Origin of the sequence: Mucilaginibacter hurinus, from assembly GCF_003324525.1 — a bacterium.
GTDB lineage: Bacteria > Bacteroidota > Bacteroidia > Sphingobacteriales > Sphingobacteriaceae > Mucilaginibacter > Mucilaginibacter hurinus.
Genome location: NZ_QGDC01000002.1, coordinates 414,318 through 434,162, shown reverse-complemented (window position 1 = coordinate 434,162; position 19,845 = coordinate 414,318). Strand labels below are relative to the sequence as shown.

The window sequence follows — 19,845 nt, the reverse complement described above, 5'->3', positions numbered from 1 at the left end:
TAAGATTTAAGATAAACATCCAGTCTTAGCTCTTAATTCTTGGCTCTTAACTCTTAGTTTGTATTTTTTTTAAAATCATTTTTCCGCGTGCCTGTAAGGCAGCAGTGCCGTTACGCATTAAAAATTCAAGCTGATTTCTCAGTTCTTCCGTTATCCAGTCGTAACGCTGGCTGAGGTGCATTAATGCTTCTGCGGCCGAGCATTTCACGGCTACCAACACTTTTGGGTCTATCATCCAGTCAAATAATTTCTCAACTACAGGTTCCATATTTATGTTAGCCAATGCAGCCTTAATATCGGGATGGCCTTTTGATGATGTAAGCCGGGTAAGAATATTAGCATAATGCCGCTGGCTGCTGGCATGATTAACTTCGGGAAATCGATGCAGCAAATAGGGGAGGTCGGTTACGTAAGCATTTGCATTTTGCATCAAAACATTTTCAAGTATCCACGACGCGCGAAAGGCGATTTTTTTGTCAGGATGAAAGGTAAGGTCAATAAGATCGCACAGCGGAAACTGCTGTTCGGTGATTGTGCTGGTTAGCTCAAGTACTTTTGCTTTGCCTATTGTTGAAGATATTAGTTTTGCAAGAAGTTGTTGGGAAAGCATTGGTTTAATCAAATTCAAAAGTAAAAAATCAAAATACTAACAGGAAGGTAAAAATCCGAAATCGAATAACCGATATCCGAAATAAAAATTACTTTTACCGCCATATAAAAATTACTGCTAATACATGGTTAATTTCAACCGTTTTACACTTGACAATGGCCTTCGGGTAATTGTTCACGAAGATAATACCACGCCGATGGCGGTAGTTAACATCCTGTACGATGTTGGCGCCCGCGATGAGGACCCTGAGCGCACTGGTTTTGCACATTTGTTTGAGCACCTCATGTTCGGCGGGTCGGTAAACATACCGTCGTATGACGAGCCCTTGCAGCGTGTTGGTGGCGAAAACAATGCTTTTACAAGTAATGATATTACTAATTACTATATAACACTACCATCGGCAAATATAGAAACCGCTTTTTGGCTTGAGAGCGACCGGATGCTGAACCTGGCGTTTAGCGAAAAAAGCCTGGAGGTACAGCGTAATGTGGTGATAGAAGAATTTAAGCAACGTTACCTTAACCAGCCTTATGGCGACGTTTGGCTTAAACTGCGGCCGATGGTTTACAAAACCCATCCGTACAGGTGGGCCACTATTGGCGAAAAAATTGAGCATATCGCCGAAGCGAAAATTGAAGACGTCAAAGCTTTTTTTAAAAAGCATTATAACCCGCAAAATGCCATTTTAGTGGTTGGGGGTGATATTACTACAGAACAAGTAAAACAACTGGCCGAAAAATGGTTTGGGCCAATACCTGCCGGCGAAAAATATCTTCGTAACCTACCGCAGGAAGCTGAACAGCAAGAGGCGCGCAGGCAAACTGTTACCGCCAAAGTGCCACTTAATGACGTATATATAGCCTTCCAAATGGGCGGACGTCTTGATGAAGGCTTCCATGCAGCTGAGTTGATATCTGATATTTTGTCACGAGGCAACTCATCAAGGCTTTATCGTAATCTGGTTAAAGACCGTCAGCTATTTAGCGAGGTACACGCGTACATAATGGGTAGCATGGATAAGGGCATGTTTGTAGTGGAGGGTAAGCCCCTGGAAAATATTTCTATCGAAGCCGCTGAGGCCGCTATATGGGAAGAGCTCGAAAATATAAAGGCTAACCCTGTACCGGATGATGAGCTTACCAAAGTGAAAAACAAAACGGAATCCACCATGGTATTTGGTGAAATGGCTTTATTGGAAAAGGCGATGAACCTGGCTTTCTTTGAACTTTTTGGTGATGCTGACATGCTAAATCATGAAACCGGTAAATTTTTGGCTGTTACGCCGCATGATATACAGGTGGAGGCCAATAAAATATTTCGTGTAGAAAATTCATCAACATTGATTTACCTTGCGGAAAAGGCAAGTTGATAAACTTGTTGAGTATGCCGTTTAATCAATTAAGCCAACCTGATAAAACACAAAAATGTTAGACAGAACTATTGCTCCCGGCTTTAATGCCATCAATGATATTAATTTAATTAAGCCTCAGCATAAGCAGCTGGATAATGGTTGTAATATATATAGCTTTAACTCGGGCGGACAAGATTTAGTGAGGATTGAATGGATATTTGGCAATTTGCGTTTTGATACAGCAAAGCCCTTGCTTAATATGGCTGTAAATGCGTTGGTGACCGAAGGCACCAAGAATTTTACCGGTGCCCAAATAGCCGACAGGGTTGATTATTACGGCGCTTTTTTACAAGCCGACTATGGTTTTGACCAGTCGCAGGTTACCTTGTTTAGTCTTAACAAGCATTTGCCGCAAACGTTGCCGGTAGTATTTGATGTGTTGACCGAGGCTATTTTTCCGCAAAAGGAAGTGGATACCTATGTGCGTAATCAACAGCAAAAACTCCAGGTTAGCCTTCAAAAAAACGATATTGTAGCCCGCAGGCAATTTAACAAAGCGGTACATGGCGATACTATATATGGTTACGCCGCCACTGCCGAAGATTACCGGCAATTACAGCGCGAAGATATGCTTGCGCATTACAATCAAATGTATCAGCCCTCCAACTGCACTTTGATAATTGCCGGTAAAATTGAGCCGGACATATTTGATCTTATTTGCAGTACATTTGAAGCGTGGCAGAACCACACAGAACCTGCCGACCTTTCGCAACCGGCAGCAACTCCCGCTGCCGAACGCTTTTATTACCTTGAAAAACCGGAGGCCCTGCAATCTGCCCTAAGGCTTGGTGCGCCATCGGTCACCCGCGCGCATAAAGATTTTCCGGCTTTACAGGTGCTTAACACGGTACTTGGCGGTTATTTTGGGTCGAGGTTAATGGCTAATATACGCGAGGATAAAGGTTACACTTACGGCATTGGCTCCGGTGTATCATCTTTAAAAAATGCAGGTACTTTTTTTATAGCAAGCGAGGTAGGGGCTGATGTTGCGCGCGCCGCGATGACTGAAATTGAAAAGGAAATTACGTTGCTGAAAACTGATTTGATTCCGGACGAAGAGGTAAACCTTGTACGCAATTATATGTTGGGCTCGTTACTTGGTAGTTTAGAGAATGTATTTTCGCATGCCGACAAATTTAAAAACCTTTATTTCTCTGGTTTGGGCTATGATTATTACGAGCGTTACGTGCATGTGATAAAAACAGTATCCGCAACTGAACTAAAATATATAGCGGAGCAGTATTGGGATTTTACGCAGTTTTATAAGGTTATAGCGGGCAAATATTGATTTTGTTAAATGCTTCATTGTTTATTCTTTATCAATTGTTTTAATCTTTGCTTTTATATATCCTGAATTATCATCTAGTCAGAAGGAGTAATATCATCGCATCGCAATAATATACGGTAAACAATATTTATATCTATAAATACACTGTATCAGTTCCCGAATCTGAAATAATTCCTTATCTTTGCCCGGCAAATAATAACTCCTAAAATTGTTTGCTATGCACCCAGACTTCTCAAAATTTGTTGCCGAAGGTTTAACCTACGATGATGTGCTTTTGCTCCCTGCATATTCTGAAGTATTGCCTCGCGAAGTTGATACCAGCTCTTATCTTACCAAAAAAATCAAGTTGAATATTCCGCTGGTTTCAGCAGCTATGGATACCGTAACCGAGGCTCAGCTGGCTATTGCTATGGCCCAGGCAGGCGGACTTGGTATGCTACATAAAAACATGAGTATACAACGCCAGGCAGATGAGGTGCGTAAAGTAAAACGGTCAGAAAGCGGGATGATACAAGATCCGGTAACACTTAATGAGGGCGCTGTACTGGCTGATGCTTTTAAAATAATGAAGGAGTATAAAATAGGGGGTATTCCGGTAGTAAGCAGTAGTGGCGAGTTAAAAGGGATTATAACTAATCGCGATTTGCGTTTTGAGAAAGACGGCAATAAGCGTGTTATGGATATAATGACAAAAGAGAATCTGATAACTGCGCCAAAGGGCACCACCCTTATACAAGCTGAAGAGATACTGCAAAATCATAAAATTGAGAAACTGCCGGTGGTTGATAACAACAACGTGTTAATCGGACTCATCACATTTAAGGATATACAAAAATTTAAAAACTTCCCTAACGCGTGCAAAGATGAGCATGGCCGTTTACGTGTTGGTGCCGCTGTGGGTGTCACTCCTGACACGATGGACAGGGTAGACGCATTGGTAAAAGCTGGAGTTGATGTTATAGCCATTGATACCGCGCACGGCCATTCAAAAGGTGTTATTGACAAATTAAAGGAAGTGAAAGCTAAATATCCTGATTTGCAGGTTATTGCAGGCAATATAGCCACCGGCGATGCCGCGCGTGCTTTAGCTGACGCCGGTGCAGATGCCGTTAAGGTAGGGATTGGGCCCGGCTCAATATGCACCACCCGGATTATAGCCGGTGTTGGGGTACCACAGTTATATGCCGTTTACGAGTGTGCAAAGGCATTAGAGGGTACAGGCGTACCGGTAATTGCCGATGGCGGTATAAAACACACAGGTGATATTGCCAAGGCTGTTGCGGCTGGAGCAAGCTCAATTATGGCAGGTTCGTTATTTGCCGGGGTTGAAGAGTCGCCCGGCGAAAGCATTATATATGAGGGCCGGCGTTTTAAATCGTACCGCGGCATGGGCTCTATCGAAGCTATGGAGCAAGGCTCAAAAGACCGTTACTTCCAGGATGTGGAAGACGATATCAAAAAACTTGTTCCTGAAGGTATTGTAGGCCGGGTGCCATTTAAAGGTACATTGGCTGAAGTGGTGTATCAATATGTAGGTGGCCTGCGGGCAAGCATGGGCTATTGCGGTGCTAAAGATATACCTGCATTACAAAAGGCCAAATTTGTGCGCATAACTGCTTCTGGCATCCGCGAGTCGCACCCGCACGATATAACCATTACTAAAGAAGCTCCCAACTATACCAGATAATACCTGTACTTATAAACTAAAGGAGACGCCATCAGCGTCTCTTTTTTCGTTTATGAGCAATTATAATATTTAGTATTGTTTGTTAAAGTTTTCAACAACTTGTATAGGCAAGTTGAAAAATATATACTATATTAAAGCGATAACAAATTCATAATAATATCAATTATTTATTGTGTATTTGCTAATGTTATATGCAGTTGTGTGGCAAAATTCTATTTGTATGTACAAACGACCATTTTTAGCGATTAAATGTTAAAAATACAGGCGTTATTAACTTTTGTTAATATTAAAACTTTTATTCACTTTAGCTGATAATAGGCCTAATTACAAGATTCTGATAAAGGGAGTACGATGAGAAATCATGCTGAAATATCTGATATTGAACTTTTGGAATTATTGCGTGGCGGGGATGACAAACATGCCTTTAACGAGATATATGCCCGCTATTGGGAAAAAATGTACGGGGCGGCTTATAAACGCTTGCGTTCAACCGAGGTAGCCGAAGAGATAGTACAGGATTTATTTACTGACATTTGGCTGCGCCGCGACTCACTTCATATTACTACATCTTTACCGGTATATTTATTTTCGGCAGTACGCTACCGGGTTATAAATTATATACACCACGAGCTGGTAAAAAACAATTATCAGCAAACCATTTTGCACAGTACCAGGGACTTTGACAATTCAACCGAGGAACTTGTACTGCTTAGCGACCTGAATAAAAGAATTAAGACGCAGGTTAATTTACTACCGGAGAAGTGCCGTGCGATTTTTGAATTAAGCCGCGATGAGCATAAAAGTAACAAAGAGATAGCCCGGAGCCTGGGCATATCCGAAAAAACTGTCGAAAATCATATCACCAAAGCGTTGCGCCGCTTACGCACCAGCCTTGGTTCTTTCTTTTAATAAAATTTTACATGGGAGTAGGGGGAAGGTTATAGTTAACTGACTATACCCATACAACCATTATTAGCTATTACAATTGTAGATGGATAAAGGAATACCTACCGCCCTTCTTGATAAATATTTAAAAGGTACTTGCAGCGCCGAGGAGGAGCTGATTGTAAGGGAATGGTATAATTCCTTTGTTAATGATGACGATCAGGTATCATCATACACCAACGCCGAAAAAGTTAAACTTCAGTTTAAGATTAAGCAGGCAATTGAGAGTAATATCGAGTTGCTGCAAAAAACCAACCCTGAAGGCGTTACGACAAGTAAGTTTTCAATTAAAAGATTAAGCTATGCCGTTACAGGCATCGCGGCCATGCTGGTGATCGCTGTGGGGCTTGTGTTATTAAATGCGCAGTACAAGCCCGCCACCGGGGTATCTGCTCCGCTTGAAATGGTTAACATAGTGAATAACACTAAAATAATACAGGAGCAGATATTAAGTGATGGGAGCCATGTGTGGCTTTATCCGGGCGCAAAAATTAGTTTTCCAAAACTATTCACCGGTAATACCAGGGAAGTTACCATGTCCGGAGCATCATTTTTTGATGTTGCAAAAAACGCTGCAAAGCCATTTATAATTTACAGCGAGCATATGGTAACTAAAGTTTGGGGTACCAGCTTTAGGGTGCGTGATTCAAAGGCATCCGGTTTTGCCGATGTTACGGTGGTTACAGGTAAAGTATCTGTGAAGTCGATTAAGAGTAGCGAGGATAAGATAGAGGAGGTTATGCTGCATCCGAATGAACAGGTTACCTATATTAAACAGAAGGAAATTTTAAACTCTAAAAAACGTGTCCGGGAATCTGATCTCGACATCTGGAAGAAAATCAACCTGTCATTTGACAACGCTCCGATAAAAACCGTAATACCAGTACTCAACCGGCATTATAATGTAAACATCGTTTCAACTGATGAAAAGCTGGATAATTATCTGCTGAACGCTGATTTTAACGGGTTGAATTTTGTGTCTGTAATGGAGATATTAAGAAAGACACTTAACGTGAGCTATGAAATAAACAATACTAACATCATACTGAAGAACAATAATTAATAAGCCAATTATCAGAGTTATTCACCTAAGTTTAAATTTATGATAAGAACCCTAAGAACATAACAAGCTAAAAAAGAACAGGAGTGCTGGTACCACTCCCGTCCTTAATAATTAGCCCATTTGAACACTTGCCAGGCAGGTGTAAGGGCTGTGTTTTATCTCAATTTTTTCACGATAATAAAACTTTCTAAGTTATGAAATTTATTCTACACATACCCAAATCCTGGTGTACAATTATGAAGATAACATTGGGCCAAGTATTTATAGCAGTAATGCTCACAAGCTTATCGTATGCCAATGCCGGCAAGGCCCAGGCTATACTAAACAAGCAGGTGACCATCACTATAAATAATACCAGCTTAAACAGCGCCTTAAAAAAGCTTGAAAAAAGTGCTGATGTAAAATTTGTTTACAGCAAAAGCATTATTAAAACTGACAAAGAAGTGTCAATCACTGCGAATAAAATGTCGCTTAATACCATACTTGATAAGCTGCTGACTGCTAATGGTATTGCTTACGAAGTATTAAACGACCGGATAGTGCTTAACACGATAAAAACCGCATCAGCTGTTTCGGCAGATGGTCCGGGTAATGCCGTTAACCAGGCTTTTCCGGTTTCAGGTAAAGTAGTTGACGAAAATGGTCAGCCTTTACCTGGCGTATCTGTAAGGCTGAATAATACTGACAGGGGAACCAATACCGATGCAAACGGTGAATTTACCCTTAACGTTGACGCGGATACTGATGTACTTACTTTCAGCTTTATCGGTTACGATAACCAAACAGTTACCGTAGGCTCAACACGTACGTTTAACGTGCAAATGGCTGTTGGCAAAGGCCAGAACCTGCAAGAAGTAGTTGTGCAAGGTTATGGTACAATTACCCGTGCTAATGTCTCTACCTCAGTAAGTTCAGTTAAAGGTGAAGCATTACGTGAGCGTCCCAACTCTACAAATATTGTGCAAGCATTGCAAGGTCGGGCGCCGGGTGTGAACGTAATGATAAACTCAGGTAAACCTGGTGGTGCGCCAGCAGTGAAAATTCGTGGCGTAGGTTCAATTAACACTACTAGTGATCCGTTATGGGTTGTTGACGGCTTTATAGGTGCCAACCCCATCAACATTGATCCAAACATCGTGGAATCGATGGAAATATTAAAAGACGCCGCTGCAACCGCGATTTACGGCGCCCGTGGTTCAAATGGTGTAATCATTGTTACCACAAGGCGGGGTAAAGCAGGTACATCTGAGATTTCGATATCGAACAATGTGGGTTTTAGCTCCATATTGCGCAAGCCCGATTTAATGAACGCAAATGAGCGCTTGCAGTTGTTCGTTGACCAATATAACTATAACCCGGCCAATCCTGCTGCTCCACACCTTCCAATAGCACAGGGTGGTAGAGACTTTCCACGTAAAGCAGATTTGTTTAACGCTGACGGTTCACCCAAGTATAATACTGACTGGGTAGATGAATCTACCCGTTTGGGCGTTTCAAACAATCACTCATTAGCATTTACCGGCGGAACTGAAAAAATGAGCATTACAGCTAATTTAAACTACCGTAATCTTCAGGGCTTACTACTTAATAGCTACGAAAAACGCGTATCAGGTTTCGTTAACGTTATGTGGAAAGTTAAGCCATGGCTTGATATACAAGCACAGATAAATACTGGTGCTGCACAGGGCAATAACGTTGATCTTGACCCGCTTAGCTCAACTGCTATCCGTAAAATGTATGAGATGCTGCCATTTCTTCCGGTGACGTATCCTGACGGCAAACCTTCACTCCAGGGTGATTACCCGGGTGCTGAAAACTCTGAAAATCCGGTTACTTTGTTAAATGGCATTAAAAACACTGTAGGCACTTCGTTTTCAAATGCGAACTTTACAGGTATCTTTCACATCACAAAGGATTTAGATTTAACCACTACTTTAGGTGGCTTAACTGAAGGTAATTATGATTTCTACTACGCAGGCCGCACCTTGACCGGTGTTTCAGCAACTGACTTAGGACGCGCCCGCCGTCGTCATACCAATATCGGCCAATGGAGTAACAGTAATTTCTTAACTTACAAACACGATTTTGGCAAGCATAACGTTGTGTTAACGGCAGGTGCCGATTGGATTTATCGACGCAGTACCTACACCCTGACTCAAGCAACCAACTTTTTTGATGACTATTACAGCTTCAACAACATCGGAGCAGGCTCTGTGCGCGGCGCGGCTGAATCTGACTGGTTGCAAGAGCAAACTAATGCATTTTACGGCAGGTTAGTTTATAACTACGATAGCCGTTACCTATTTCAGGCATCGTACAGAGTTGACGGGGCGTCACAAGTGGCTTCTGGTAAGAAATATGGTTCTTTCCCTTCGATAGCATTAGGCTGGAATATACACAATGAAGCATTCTTTAAGGAAAGCAGCTTAGCGCGAACCGTTAGCCAACTTAAATTAAGAGGTAGCTGGGGTAAAACTGGTAATGCCTTGTTAACTCCGTTTTCAAGCCTTCCTTTAATTACTACAGGTACTTATGTATTCGGCGGGTCGCCTGTTACTATCGCTACACCGCTTAGTTTAGGTAATCCAAACCTAGGCTGGGAAGAGGCTGTTATGTCTAACGTTGCCTTGGATCTAGGCTTTGCTAACAACCGTGTAAGCTTTACTATTGAGTACTATAACAAAGAGAACAGGAACTTATTGCTGAACAAAGAACTTTCAATGGAAACGGGCTATCCGAATGCCTTTGAAAATATAGGTGCAATACGTAACCGCGGCATTGAGATAGGTTTAAACACGGTGAATATCGAGAATAAAAACTTCAGGTGGAGTACAACCGCGAACTTTACTATGAACCGCTCAAAAGTTTTAAAATTGATTGGCGTGCCAATTTTTGGCACATGGGGCGGTTGGATAGCTGAAGGTCGCCCACTTAACGAGTTTTATGGCTTTGTTAGACAAGGTGTTTGGGGTACTAATGAAAAAGAGGAAGCGGCTAAATATGGTAGAAAGCCTGGCGATACAAAATGGCTTGATGCAAATAATAATGGTGCAAAAGATATTGATGATCGCAGACCATTGGGTAACGCTATGCCAAGATGGGAAGCTACCTTGATTAACCGTTTTAGCTATAAAGGATTCTCGTTGTTAATAGATCTTGGCGGTATGTATGGTCTGAATCTAATCAATACAGGTAAGCACCTGATGCAGAATTCTGCTGTAACTGTTAATAGTTTTAGAGATATCCAATCTGCCTGGAAAGCAAATACCAATGAGAATACGATGGTACCTGCCGTGCGTACTCCACAAGATTCAGGTAATCCTAGCGAAGTGGCTGACTCTTACGCAGTTGAGGATGGATCCTTCTTGCGTGTGCGTAACATAGGCTTATCATATACGTCAACTTCTCCATGGCTTAAAAATATCCTTGTTAAATCGCTTACTATCGGTGCCAATGTGGAAAACGCTTTCCTTTGGACAAGATATTCAGGTTTTGATCCGGAATACACATCCCTTACTCCACAACTTGATCAGGGTGTTGATATTTATCAGTATCCTAAGCCACGCATAGTTTCATTTAGTTTGAACGCGAGTTTCTAACAAACATTCGATAATTTTTAATTAACAATACTATGAAACGATATATAATTTTAACAGCAATAGCAAGTTTGTCATTTGCTTCATGTAATAAATTTTTAGAAGAAAAGCCGCGTTCAAAGCTTGTGGCACCATTGTTTTATGCAACGCCCAACCAAATAAAAACAGCTGTAGACGGCGCCTACCAGGGATTGGAAACTCCATACGTTTCCGTTTTTCTCGGATTACCCCTTTCTGAATACTGGGCAATGGAATCTTTAACGGGATTTAGCGATAACGTTTTTGGTACAGGGCCTGATGAAACAACTTATGACCGACTTGACGATATTGACCCACGTAACGGTTATCTTCTTTCAACATATAGAGGTATATACGCCCCTTTAAAATCCATTAATTTGGCAATCTCTAAAATAAATGCAACAACGGTTTTAGATGATGCTACTAAAAGCAGTTATCTGGGCCAGCTTCATTTTTTACGGGCCTGGCACTATTTTCATGGCGTGCGTGTGTTTGGTGAAATGCCTTTGATTACTGAACCGATTGAAGGTATTAGCAATGACCAAACGCAATTTCCGAAAGCGAAAATTGACAGGATTTACGATCAGATAGTTTCTGACCTCACTACAGCTGAAACTAAAGCCCTGCCATGGCGTGATGAAACCGGGCATGTAAGTATGTCGGCGGTTAAATCACTACTAGCACATGTATATATTACTATGGCCGGTTTCCCGTTGCAAAAAGGTAACGACTACTACAATATGGCTTATGAAAAGTCTAAAGAAGTAATCAACCCCGGAGCGGGCGGTACTGCGATAAATTTAGCTACTAACTATGCTGATCTCCGTAATCCTGCTAACAATAATCGGGGCGAGCACATCTTTCAAGTGCAACGTTCGTCAACATTGTCAGGAGCTCATAATGAGCTGCCGTTAGGTATGGTGCCTTTACTAAATGTTCCGGAGCCGGAACAACTTTCGAGAAACCTTGTTTTTGAAGCTGCTTTATTACCGACCAATGAGTTTTATGAAACTTATCCGGATAATGACAAAAGAAAACAGGACAGGCAATTCTTCTTATCCTTTACTGATGATGATGGCGTAGAAAAAGTAATGAATTACAAATTTTGGGATGACGCATTTCATAGTACTCCAAGTACCCGTTCGGGTTTAAACATCTGGCTTATAAGATATGCCGACGTGTTATTAATAAACGCAGAAGCGAAAGCGCGTGCTGATGGTGGCTCCACAAGCGACGCGACAGCTGTAAAAGCTTACAATGATGTACACAGACGTGCGATACCTACTGATCCCGTTGCAGGTACTATTACTGCCGAGCAAGTACTGAAAGAAAGATTCCATGAATTAGCTTTTGAGTATGTTAGCTGGTTTGATATGCTGCGAACCCGTCAGACACTAAATATGGAAACTGGCAATATTGTACCATTACTTGGTTATAAATCACCATCGCATCTTAGAGAATTCAAAGAGAGCGATTTGATACAACCGTTACCAACCCAGGCACGTTTGCTTAATCCTAAGCTAAACGAACCTGCTCAATAATTTTTGTACTTATTAAAACTAAAAGCCGCCCGCAAGCGGCTTTTAGTTTTAGTAATGAAGTTATATAGATAGTTGTATATTAGTTCAGTGACATCAGCATAGTATGAAGAAAACATTCCTTGTTCTCAGCATCTTTTTTATGTTTAGCTGTAAAAAAGACGATACCCTAAAACCGCGATCGGTTGTTACCGTAAATACGCCTAAAACCGCCGCCATTGGCGATTTGCAAACCTATAATACGCGTGGCATAGCTCGCGTTACCGGCAAAACACTGCCCTGGGATAAATATCCTAATCCCAACCAAACGGATGTAAACTATAATGTAGGCGGTACTGACCTGGGTATTATGTGGGATTTAGGCGGCAAGCAAACGGGAATCATTTTCGGTGATACCTTTGGCAGCGATTGGGTATATACCGATGCCGGTGGCGCAAGCGGTACAAACTGGCGATCAAATGTGGTGGCGTGGTCAAAAGATACAAACCTGGACGATGGCCTTAGCTTTGAGGGCATGATTACCGACAATTCGGGTTCGGCAATAGAAGTTATACCCAGCCCGCACAACACTTCGGGTAACGGAAGTTTCACATCTATACCAACGGCTGCCGTGCGTTTGGGTAACGTTGATTATATACATTATATGGATATCAGGCAATGGGGTACAGCCGGCAATTGGACAACCAATTCCTCATCGTTATATATGACTGCTGATAACGGCAAAACTTGGAGCGCTGCTCCCGGTGTTAGGTTTTCGTCTACCAGTAATTTCGCACAGGCAGCCTACGCTAAAAAGGACGGCTATGTATATATGATCGGCACCAGATCGGGCCGTTTTGGTGCAGCTTATTTATCGCGGTTTTTAGACGCGAATATTTTGCAGCAAAGCGAATATGAGTACTGGAACGGAACTACATGGGTAAAAAATAACGAAGCAGCTGCTGTTAAGATATTTGATGCCCCGGTGGGTGAAATATCAGTAGTTTACAATACGCACTTTAACCGCTGGATTACAACATATCTTACAGATTGGCCTTATGGCATTGTAATGCGCAGCGCTGTTAACATTACCGGCCCATGGACTAAGACACGTACCGTGGTTAGTGCGCTAACCCAGCCGGGATTATATGGGGCCTATATCCACCCACAAAAAAACAGTGGTGATGAACTTTATTTTTTGATGTCGGTGTGGCAGCCTTACAATGTGTTTTTGGTAAAATCGAAGTTAAGAATACAATAGTTATCTATTACTAATCCACAAAGCTTTAATTGTTTTTTCGCCGTTGCCGCAGTTAAGGCAGTTTGCGCCTCGTGTGTTTAGCCGGTAGGTGCCTGCAGGCGCGGCACCGGTGAATATGACGAAGCCGTTCGGATCAAGTTCAGTTACCCTCTTGCTTGCATACACCAACCATTTATTGCGGTATTCTTCCGGTTGCGAGGCGAACCAGTTCACCTCGTCATAACCCCAAACATCGTATGGCTCCGGTCCGGCCGAACCTGTATGCGGAGTGTTTCCATATGAATCCAGTTCAACCAGGTAGGGCAGGCTTTGGCAACTCCAGCCGCTTGGTGTCACGCCGCCCTTACTTCGTCCGTAAAACGAGTCGCTATAACCTTTTTTAAGTATGGTATGGTGCTGTGCTTGCGGACCGTGTTCCTTAGGACGTAACGGGAAAGAATGAAAATCAAGCAGCAGGTTTCCGGATGCATCTTTCAAGCCGCCGAAGGGTACGTGTCCGTCGCACAAAACCATTTTCCGGCGCGCATGTCCGGTCGCGTACACCCGTATCTTCCCCAAAATGTCTTTCCAGCCGGCGTAGTCATTGTTTTTATCGGTTTCGGCCATCAGGTCAACCTGGCCAAAATGTAAAGCCTCAATTCCGGCATCAATGTATTGTTTTGCGAGCCAGTAAAACCAAAGGCGCGTTTCCTGTCTGCTTATGTCGGGCACGCTTTGCCCGGCGGCCCACTGGTTAACGCGCGAACCACTTGCATACAGCATATCATTGTACTTGAAGTTGCGGTTCTCCACCGGTAGGCCAAACGCAGTGAAAACCCAGTCAGGTACGGCAATGTCGTTTATTTTGGTGGTAACAATTTCAAATATGCATGCTTGTGCGATGATTTCCGGGTCGGCGGCATGTAGCTCGGATACACGCCGTTTGGCATAACCTATAAAATTGGGATCTTTAAATTTTTCGTCTTCGCCAAATGAAAATATAACGCGGCCCACAAACTTGGCGCCGGTATTTATTATCATCCGCTTATCATCATCACGATTATTTATCGTATTACCAAACTGGGTAAATTTGTCGCTTTTGCCATACTCGTACATTTGTATAGCCCTGCTCAGATAACTTTCCAGCACATTACGGGGCATAGTATTTTTAAACCGATAATCTCTTTTAAAAGGCAAGCCGGTGTTTTGTGCGTTACTGTTATTAAACGCTACGTGCAACAATACAACTGCTAACAGGATTATTCGGTTTATGTGCATAAAGAATGGCGTGATTATGCTACCAAAATAATATTTATTCCCCACTATTTATAATGCGGGTAATTGTTGATAAGCCTTGCAATGTTGATTAAAAAGACCCGCTCAAATGGCACAATACTGACTTACGAAGGTTGCTGTAATGCACCTTATGTTGTAAATTTGCTGACTAATAAGAACTCATGTCTGAAGAAATAGAACACGTTAAATGCCTTATAATAGGATCGGGTCCTGCAGGTTACACTGCTGCGATATATGCCTCGCGCGCCGACCTGAAACCTGTATTGTACACCGGTATGCTGGCCGGCGGCCAGCTCACCCAAACAACTGAAGTGGAAAATTATCCCGGTTATCCCGAAGGTATATTGGGGCCTGAAATGATGCAGAATTTTGAAAAGCAAGCTGCACGTTTGGGTACTGATATCCGTTTTGGTTATGTAAGCTCGGTTGATTTTTCGAGCCTGCCGCATAAGGTAGTAGTTGATGAAAGTAAAACCATACTGGCCGATACAGTGATTATATCTACAGGTGCGTCGGCTAAATGGCTTGGATTGGAGTCGGAACAAAAATACAATGGCTTCGGTGTTTCAGCCTGTGCGGTGTGCGATGGTTTCTTTTTTCGCGGGCAGGACGTAGCCATAGTAGGCGCTGGCGACACAGCCGCTGAAGAAGCCACATACCTGGCCAAACTTTGCCGTAAAGTTTACATGCTGGTACGGCGCGATGAATTTCGTGCTTCAAAGGCTATGGTTCACCGCGTGTTAAATACACCGAACATAGAAGTTATTTACAACACTGAAACCAAAGAGATATTGGGCGATGGTAAAACGGTGAATGGCGTATTGGTTATCAATAACGAAACAAACCAGGAAACTAAGCTGGATGTCACTGGTTTTTTTGTGGCCATCGGTCACCATCCGAATACAGAAATTTTCCGTGGCCAGATAAATATGGACGAAACGGGTTACATCATCACTAAACCCGATTCATCTGAAACGAATATCGAAGGCGTTTTTGCCTGCGGCGATGCGCAGGACCATATTTACCGCCAGGCAATAACGGCTGCGGGTACAGGTTGCATGGCTGCTATCGACGCCGAGCGTTATCTTGCAGCAAAAGAGCACGTAGTAACGGCTTAACAAAAGCGTTCACGATAATTATTTAAAAGGCCATTTGTTTAATCAAGTGGCCTTTTTCACTGTAAATTTTTAAACAAATCTGTCCACCTCTAATCACTAATCACTATCTTCACCATCATATTTTTATAAACTGACCGTTTTTAATCTGATGTACAAAAAAATATTTAAGCTGATTTGTGTGTTATTTGCAGCTATAGAGGCCGTAAGCGCACAAGATGTTAACCCCAACATGGGTATCATACCTGCCCCGGTATCTGTACGCAAAACCGCCGGTGAATTTGTTATAAGCAAGGAGACCAGTTTACTTGCTGATAGTGTTAACAATAAGGCTGTGCTGTTTTTGGCTGATTTCCTGAAAAATAAAACTATGCTGGCCATTCAGCCCAGGCAAAATAGCGCTGGTAGCATCGACAATAGTATCGTACTAACATCCGCCGGCACCGAAGGACTTCGGGCCAATGGCTATCGTTTAACCATAACACCGCAAAAAGTTACTATCGCCGGTAAAGGCGCGGGGCTTTTTTACGGTATACAAACACTTATTCAGCTTTTTCCGGCTGAGCGTTCGGGTGTTGCTAAAATACCATGCGCGGTAGTTGATGACTATCCGCGATACGGTTACCGGGGTTTTATGCTGGACGTATGCCGTCATTTTTTTACGGTAGAGACGGTAAAAAAGTATATCGACCTTATGGCCGCTTATAAGTTAAACACTTTTCACTGGCACCTTACCGACGACCAGGGCTGGCGTATCGAGATAAAAAAATATCCACGTTTAACACAGGTAGGCAGTAAGCGTCCGGCAACGGTAATAGGCAATTACCATGATCGCGTTCCACAGCAATACGATGATACCCCGGTAAGCGGGTTTTATACGCAGGACGAGATACGCGATGTTATCAGGTACGCTGCCGACAGGTATATTACCGTAGTGCCTGAGATAGAAATGCCCGGCCATGCATTGGCCGCGTTGACTGCTTACCCTGAACTTAGCTGCGACCCAACGCAAACGTACGAAGTGATGGGTACCTGGGGTGTATTTAAGAACGTTTTTTGTCCTACCGAAAAAACATTCTCGTTTTTGCAGGATGTGTTAACTGAGGTGATTGATCTTTTCCCCAGCAAATATATCCATATCGGCGGCGATGAGGTTCCAAAGGATGTGTGGAAAAAGTCGGCGTACTGCCAAAAGCTGATCCGCGACTTAAAGCTAAAAAACGAGCATGGCCTGCAGAGTTACTTTATACAGCGTATGGAAAAGTTTGTTAACTCAAAGGGCCGCAGCATCATCGGCTGGGACGAAATATTAGAGGGTGGCCTGGCGCCTAATGCTACGGTGATGAGCTGGCGCGGCGAAGCCGGCGGCATTAGCGCGGCACAGCAAAATCATAACGTTATCATGACGCCCAGCAGCCAGGGCCTCTACCTGGATCATGCCCAGGGCAAACTTTTTCAGGAACCGGTTGGTATAGGCGGCTGGGCTCCACTGGAAAAAACCTATGCATACAACCCTACACCCGCTGTATTAACTGCACAGCAACAAAAGTATATTATAGGGGTGCAGGCTAATTTATGGTGCGAGTATATAGCAACCGAAAATAAAATTGAGTATATGCTGCTGCCGCGATTACTTGCTCTGTCAGAAATCGCCTGGACACCGCTTGCCAACAAAAATTTTAAAGATTTTAGCGAAACCAGGCTGCCGCAACATTTTGCCTGGCTTGAGCGCAATAACTATAATTTTAGGGTGCCGCCTGCTATTGGCGCGCAAGACACTATCATAATCGCGTCGCAGTTCAATGTTGCCCTTAAGTCACCGGTAAACGGTGCTAAAATATATTATACTATAGACGGTTATACCCCGCGCGAAACCGACCTGGTGTACAACATACCGCTGAGCTACAGCGTTCCGCCTAACCAGTACCGTGAATTTCAAACCATGGTAATTACGCCAACAGGCAAGCGCAGCCGGGTGACGAAAACCACCATTTACAACCGGGCGCCGTTACCGGCGGTGCCTTTTGCCGGCACAACACCAGGCGTAAAATACCAACTGTTTTCGGGTACGTTTGGCAATACCGGGCGTATAGAAACTGCCCCGCGCATAGATACAGGGGTGGTTAAAACATTTAGTCCGCTGGCTTTTAAAAAGAATAATAAAACATTCGGTGTTATTTACACAGGATATATTAACATTCCTGCCGACGGTACGTATGAATTTGGTACGCAATCGGCAGACGGATCTGTACTGCTGATAGATGATCAGCCCGTTGTTGATAATGACGGCCGCCATAACTTGTTTGAGCAGGGCGGCGCAATACCATTACAAAAAGGCTTTCATAAAATAACCGTAAGATATTTTAATATAGGTGCTACAAGCATCTTAAAAGTATTTATGACGATGCCGGGCCGGCCCAAAGGTGAACTTTCGGCGGCGACGCTATTAAATTAAGTTTTAGTGTAATATGAAGATCAAATATTGTCTGTTTTTATTAGCAGGTGGCCTCGTTGTGGCGGGTTGTGGCGGCAATGAGGGGAAGGTGATAGTTAATAACAATACTAAAATAATTAAGCCACCTGCCGTACAAGCACCCTTTCGTTATCATAAGTATATTGAGGTAGCGCCCGGCAATGCTTTTGATGTACTGAGTTGGGGCCGTGGCGCGGCCAAAGTAGGGGCGTTTATGATTTTGCACTCCGATTCGTCCAGCCTCAAATACACTACTACTACCGGCGACCTGGAAGGTGCTATTATGGATGTGTACAACGCAGATATGGACCTTGACGGTAACCCGGAGTTATTGATACATGCAAACTCTGATGATACCTTAAATTTTACGCGTATATACCCCTTTGAGTTTAACGGAGACAAAGCAAACAAGCTTAACTTCCCTGATCTGACAAAAAAGCAAAAGCGTGGCTATAGGGGTAAAGACAACTTCTATATTAAAGAAGGAAAATTTATGCGTGAGTTTCCGATATACGGCGGAGAGGGCAATACAGCTAAACTTAGCGGTGCCAAAAGAGTACTTCAATACGGTTTGCGAAACAATAGTTTTACTGTCGAGCAGATCAGCAAAGACTCTACAGACAAGGATGACGGTGCTGTCACGCCTGTAAAAGAGGAAAAGAAAGCAGTTGCAGATAAGCCCTCAAACAAAAAGTCATCATCAAATAAAAGTAAACGCCGGAAAAGAAATTAGTATTACGTTGATTGTGGTTCAACCTATAAATAACCGTGTAGCAGAACACTGGTCTTTAATCCCCTGTAGTACGGTGTTTACGATTGCGCATGATCACTTACCAGCCCTATCATCTCTTTAGCATTGTACACAGCCTCTACATCAATATCGTTATTAAAATAAAACCAGCCTTGTTTAGCTTTTTTGTTAGCCTTTACTTGTGTAATAACCTTTTTTAGATCAGCTGTGGTATATGGCGATTTATATAACAATGGTACGCCGTGAAAACGATAGTAAATAACAGGTGTGTTTTGTACTACCTCGTCCGGAAGCTCGGGATGGCTTTGCCCGCAAAAAGCGATGTTATGTTTCCCTAATGTTTTATATACCTCAGGGTTCCACCAACTTTGGTGCCTTAACTCAAGCACATTGTTAAACGCCGGGTTTAGGTTATTTATAATACGTTCAAGCTTATCCGTCGTGTAGTGAAACCGCGGCGGCATCTGGAACAATACCGGGCCGAGTTTAGCCTGTAAACCATTATTTATGGTGTCATAAAAACTATCGAGCATGTCTGCCGAATTGTGAAATTGTTTAAAATGGGTAATGGCCCGCGGCGCTTTAACGGAAAACCTGAAGTTGGCCGGGCACCTGTCGTACCAACTTTTCAGAAAAGAGAGTTGCGGAAAACGATAAAACGTCACATTAAGTTCAAGTGTGCTGAAGTGTTCGCAGTAAAACTCAAACCACTTTGCTTGTGCCAGGTTTTCCGGATAAAACTTTCTTTTCCAGCCCTTGTAATGGAACCCGGAACATCCTATGTGCCATTTCATAACCAGTCTTTCCCGGATTAATACGATTGCGCGAAAAATTG

Annotated in this window: 14 protein-coding genes; 11 read left to right on the top strand and 3 right to left on the bottom strand. The window is 42.9% G+C overall.

Translation table 11 applies throughout. From position 1 onward, the window contains the following. Positions 1-46 precede the first annotated feature (46 nt). The gene (locus tag DJ568_RS05075; RefSeq protein ID WP_114004157.1) at positions 47-610 is read right to left on the bottom strand and encodes a hypothetical protein; all 564 of its coding nucleotides are present in this window, start codon (positions 608-610) and stop codon (positions 47-49) included. Between the two features lie 124 nt (positions 611-734). Here DJ568_RS05075 and DJ568_RS05070 point away from each other — a divergent pair, with 124 nt between their 5' ends. From DJ568_RS05070 to DJ568_RS05035, 8 genes are all read left to right on the top strand, one after another. Then, a complete protein-coding gene (locus tag DJ568_RS05070) occupies positions 735-1,979 on the top strand; it encodes a M16 family metallopeptidase (protein WP_114004156.1) in 1,245 nt (414 codons plus the stop codon). Between the two features lie 55 nt (positions 1,980-2,034). After that, positions 2,035-3,309, top strand: a complete 1,275-nt coding sequence (locus DJ568_RS05065) for a M16 family metallopeptidase (protein WP_114004155.1) — start codon at positions 2,035-2,037, stop codon at positions 3,307-3,309. A gap of 217 nt (positions 3,310-3,526) precedes the next feature. Beyond that, a complete protein-coding gene (gene guaB / locus DJ568_RS05060) occupies positions 3,527-4,996 on the top strand; it encodes an IMP dehydrogenase (protein WP_114004154.1) in 1,470 nt (489 codons plus the stop codon). Between the two features lie 351 nt (positions 4,997-5,347). Beyond that, positions 5,348-5,905: an RNA polymerase sigma-70 factor gene (locus DJ568_RS05055; RefSeq protein ID WP_114004153.1), complete on the top strand. Its 558-nt coding sequence runs from the start codon at positions 5,348-5,350 to the stop codon at positions 5,903-5,905. An 82-nt stretch (positions 5,906-5,987) separates the two neighbouring features. Further along, on the top strand, positions 5,988-7,004 hold the full coding sequence (locus DJ568_RS05050; protein ID WP_114004152.1) for a FecR family protein: 1,017 nt from the start codon (positions 5,988-5,990) through the stop codon (positions 7,002-7,004). Between the two features lie 236 nt (positions 7,005-7,240). Then, positions 7,241-10,603 (top strand): SusC/RagA family TonB-linked outer membrane protein, encoded by a 3,363-nt coding sequence (locus DJ568_RS05045; protein WP_158534874.1) that lies wholly within the window; start codon positions 7,241-7,243, stop codon positions 10,601-10,603. A 32-nt stretch (positions 10,604-10,635) separates the two neighbouring features. Next, complete coding sequence (locus DJ568_RS05040; protein ID WP_114004150.1) at positions 10,636-12,159, top strand: RagB/SusD family nutrient uptake outer membrane protein; 1,524 nt, start codon at positions 10,636-10,638, stop codon at positions 12,157-12,159. Positions 12,160-12,262: 103 nt separating this feature from the next. Next, positions 12,263-13,396 carry a DUF4185 domain-containing protein gene (locus tag DJ568_RS05035; protein ID WP_114004149.1) on the top strand — a complete coding sequence of 378 codons (1,134 nt, stop codon included), beginning with the start codon at positions 12,263-12,265 and terminating at the stop codon, positions 13,394-13,396. Here DJ568_RS05035 and DJ568_RS05030 read toward each other — a convergent pair whose 3' ends face one another. Next, entirely contained in the window at positions 13,397-14,653 is a 1,257-nt protein-coding gene (locus tag DJ568_RS05030) for a hypothetical protein (protein ID WP_114004148.1), read from the bottom strand. Positions 14,654-14,832: 179 nt separating this feature from the next. Between DJ568_RS05030 and trxB the strand changes: the two genes are divergently transcribed. The 3 genes from trxB (at position 14,833) to DJ568_RS05015 (ending at position 18,992) form a co-directional block, all read left to right on the top strand. After that, positions 14,833-15,789 carry a thioredoxin-disulfide reductase gene (gene trxB / locus DJ568_RS05025; RefSeq protein ID WP_114004147.1) on the top strand — a complete coding sequence of 319 codons (957 nt, stop codon included), beginning with the start codon at positions 14,833-14,835 and terminating at the stop codon, positions 15,787-15,789. A gap of 148 nt (positions 15,790-15,937) precedes the next feature. After that, a complete protein-coding gene (locus DJ568_RS05020) occupies positions 15,938-18,241 on the top strand; it encodes a family 20 glycosylhydrolase (protein WP_114004146.1) in 2,304 nt (767 codons plus the stop codon). 13 nt (positions 18,242-18,254) lie between these two features. Then, positions 18,255-18,992: a hypothetical protein gene (locus DJ568_RS05015; RefSeq protein ID WP_114004145.1), complete on the top strand. Its 738-nt coding sequence runs from the start codon at positions 18,255-18,257 to the stop codon at positions 18,990-18,992. A 77-nt stretch (positions 18,993-19,069) separates the two neighbouring features. On the opposite strand, the gene DJ568_RS05010 is transcribed toward DJ568_RS05015, so the two are convergent. Beyond that, the gene (locus tag DJ568_RS05010; protein ID WP_114004144.1) at positions 19,070-19,804 is read right to left on the bottom strand and encodes a DUF72 domain-containing protein; all 735 of its coding nucleotides are present in this window, start codon (positions 19,802-19,804) and stop codon (positions 19,070-19,072) included. Positions 19,805-19,845: the final 41 nt, after the last annotated feature.

Bases quoted from the DNA above. Each gene is read 5' to 3' on its own strand.
- DJ568_RS05070 (WP_114004156.1), top strand. From the start codon at position 735: ATGGTTAATTTCAACCGTTTTACACTTGACAATGGCCTTCGGGTAATT.
- DJ568_RS05065 (WP_114004155.1), top strand. From the start codon at position 2,035: ATGTTAGACAGAACTATTGCTCCCGGCTTTAATGCCATCAATGATATT.
- trxB (WP_114004147.1), top strand. From the start codon at position 14,833: ATGTCTGAAGAAATAGAACACGTTAAATGCCTTATAATAGGATCGGGT.
- DJ568_RS05055 (WP_114004153.1), top strand. From the start codon at position 5,348: ATGAGAAATCATGCTGAAATATCTGATATTGAACTTTTGGAATTATTG.
- DJ568_RS05030 (WP_114004148.1), bottom strand. From the start codon at position 14,653: ATGCACATAAACCGAATAATCCTGTTAGCAGTTGTATTGTTGCACGTA.
- DJ568_RS05050 (WP_114004152.1), top strand. From the start codon at position 5,988: ATGGATAAAGGAATACCTACCGCCCTTCTTGATAAATATTTAAAAGGT.
- DJ568_RS05045 (WP_158534874.1), top strand. From the start codon at position 7,241: ATGAAGATAACATTGGGCCAAGTATTTATAGCAGTAATGCTCACAAGC.
- guaB (WP_114004154.1), top strand. From the start codon at position 3,527: ATGCACCCAGACTTCTCAAAATTTGTTGCCGAAGGTTTAACCTACGAT.
- DJ568_RS05075 (WP_114004157.1), bottom strand. From the start codon at position 610: ATGCTTTCCCAACAACTTCTTGCAAAACTAATATCTTCAACAATAGGC.
- DJ568_RS05020 (WP_114004146.1), top strand. From the start codon at position 15,938: ATGTACAAAAAAATATTTAAGCTGATTTGTGTGTTATTTGCAGCTATA.
- DJ568_RS05015 (WP_114004145.1), top strand. From the start codon at position 18,255: ATGAAGATCAAATATTGTCTGTTTTTATTAGCAGGTGGCCTCGTTGTG.
- DJ568_RS05040 (WP_114004150.1), top strand. From the start codon at position 10,636: ATGAAACGATATATAATTTTAACAGCAATAGCAAGTTTGTCATTTGCT.
- DJ568_RS05010 (WP_114004144.1), bottom strand. From the start codon at position 19,804: ATGAAATGGCACATAGGATGTTCCGGGTTCCATTACAAGGGCTGGAAA.
- DJ568_RS05035 (WP_114004149.1), top strand. From the start codon at position 12,263: ATGAAGAAAACATTCCTTGTTCTCAGCATCTTTTTTATGTTTAGCTGT.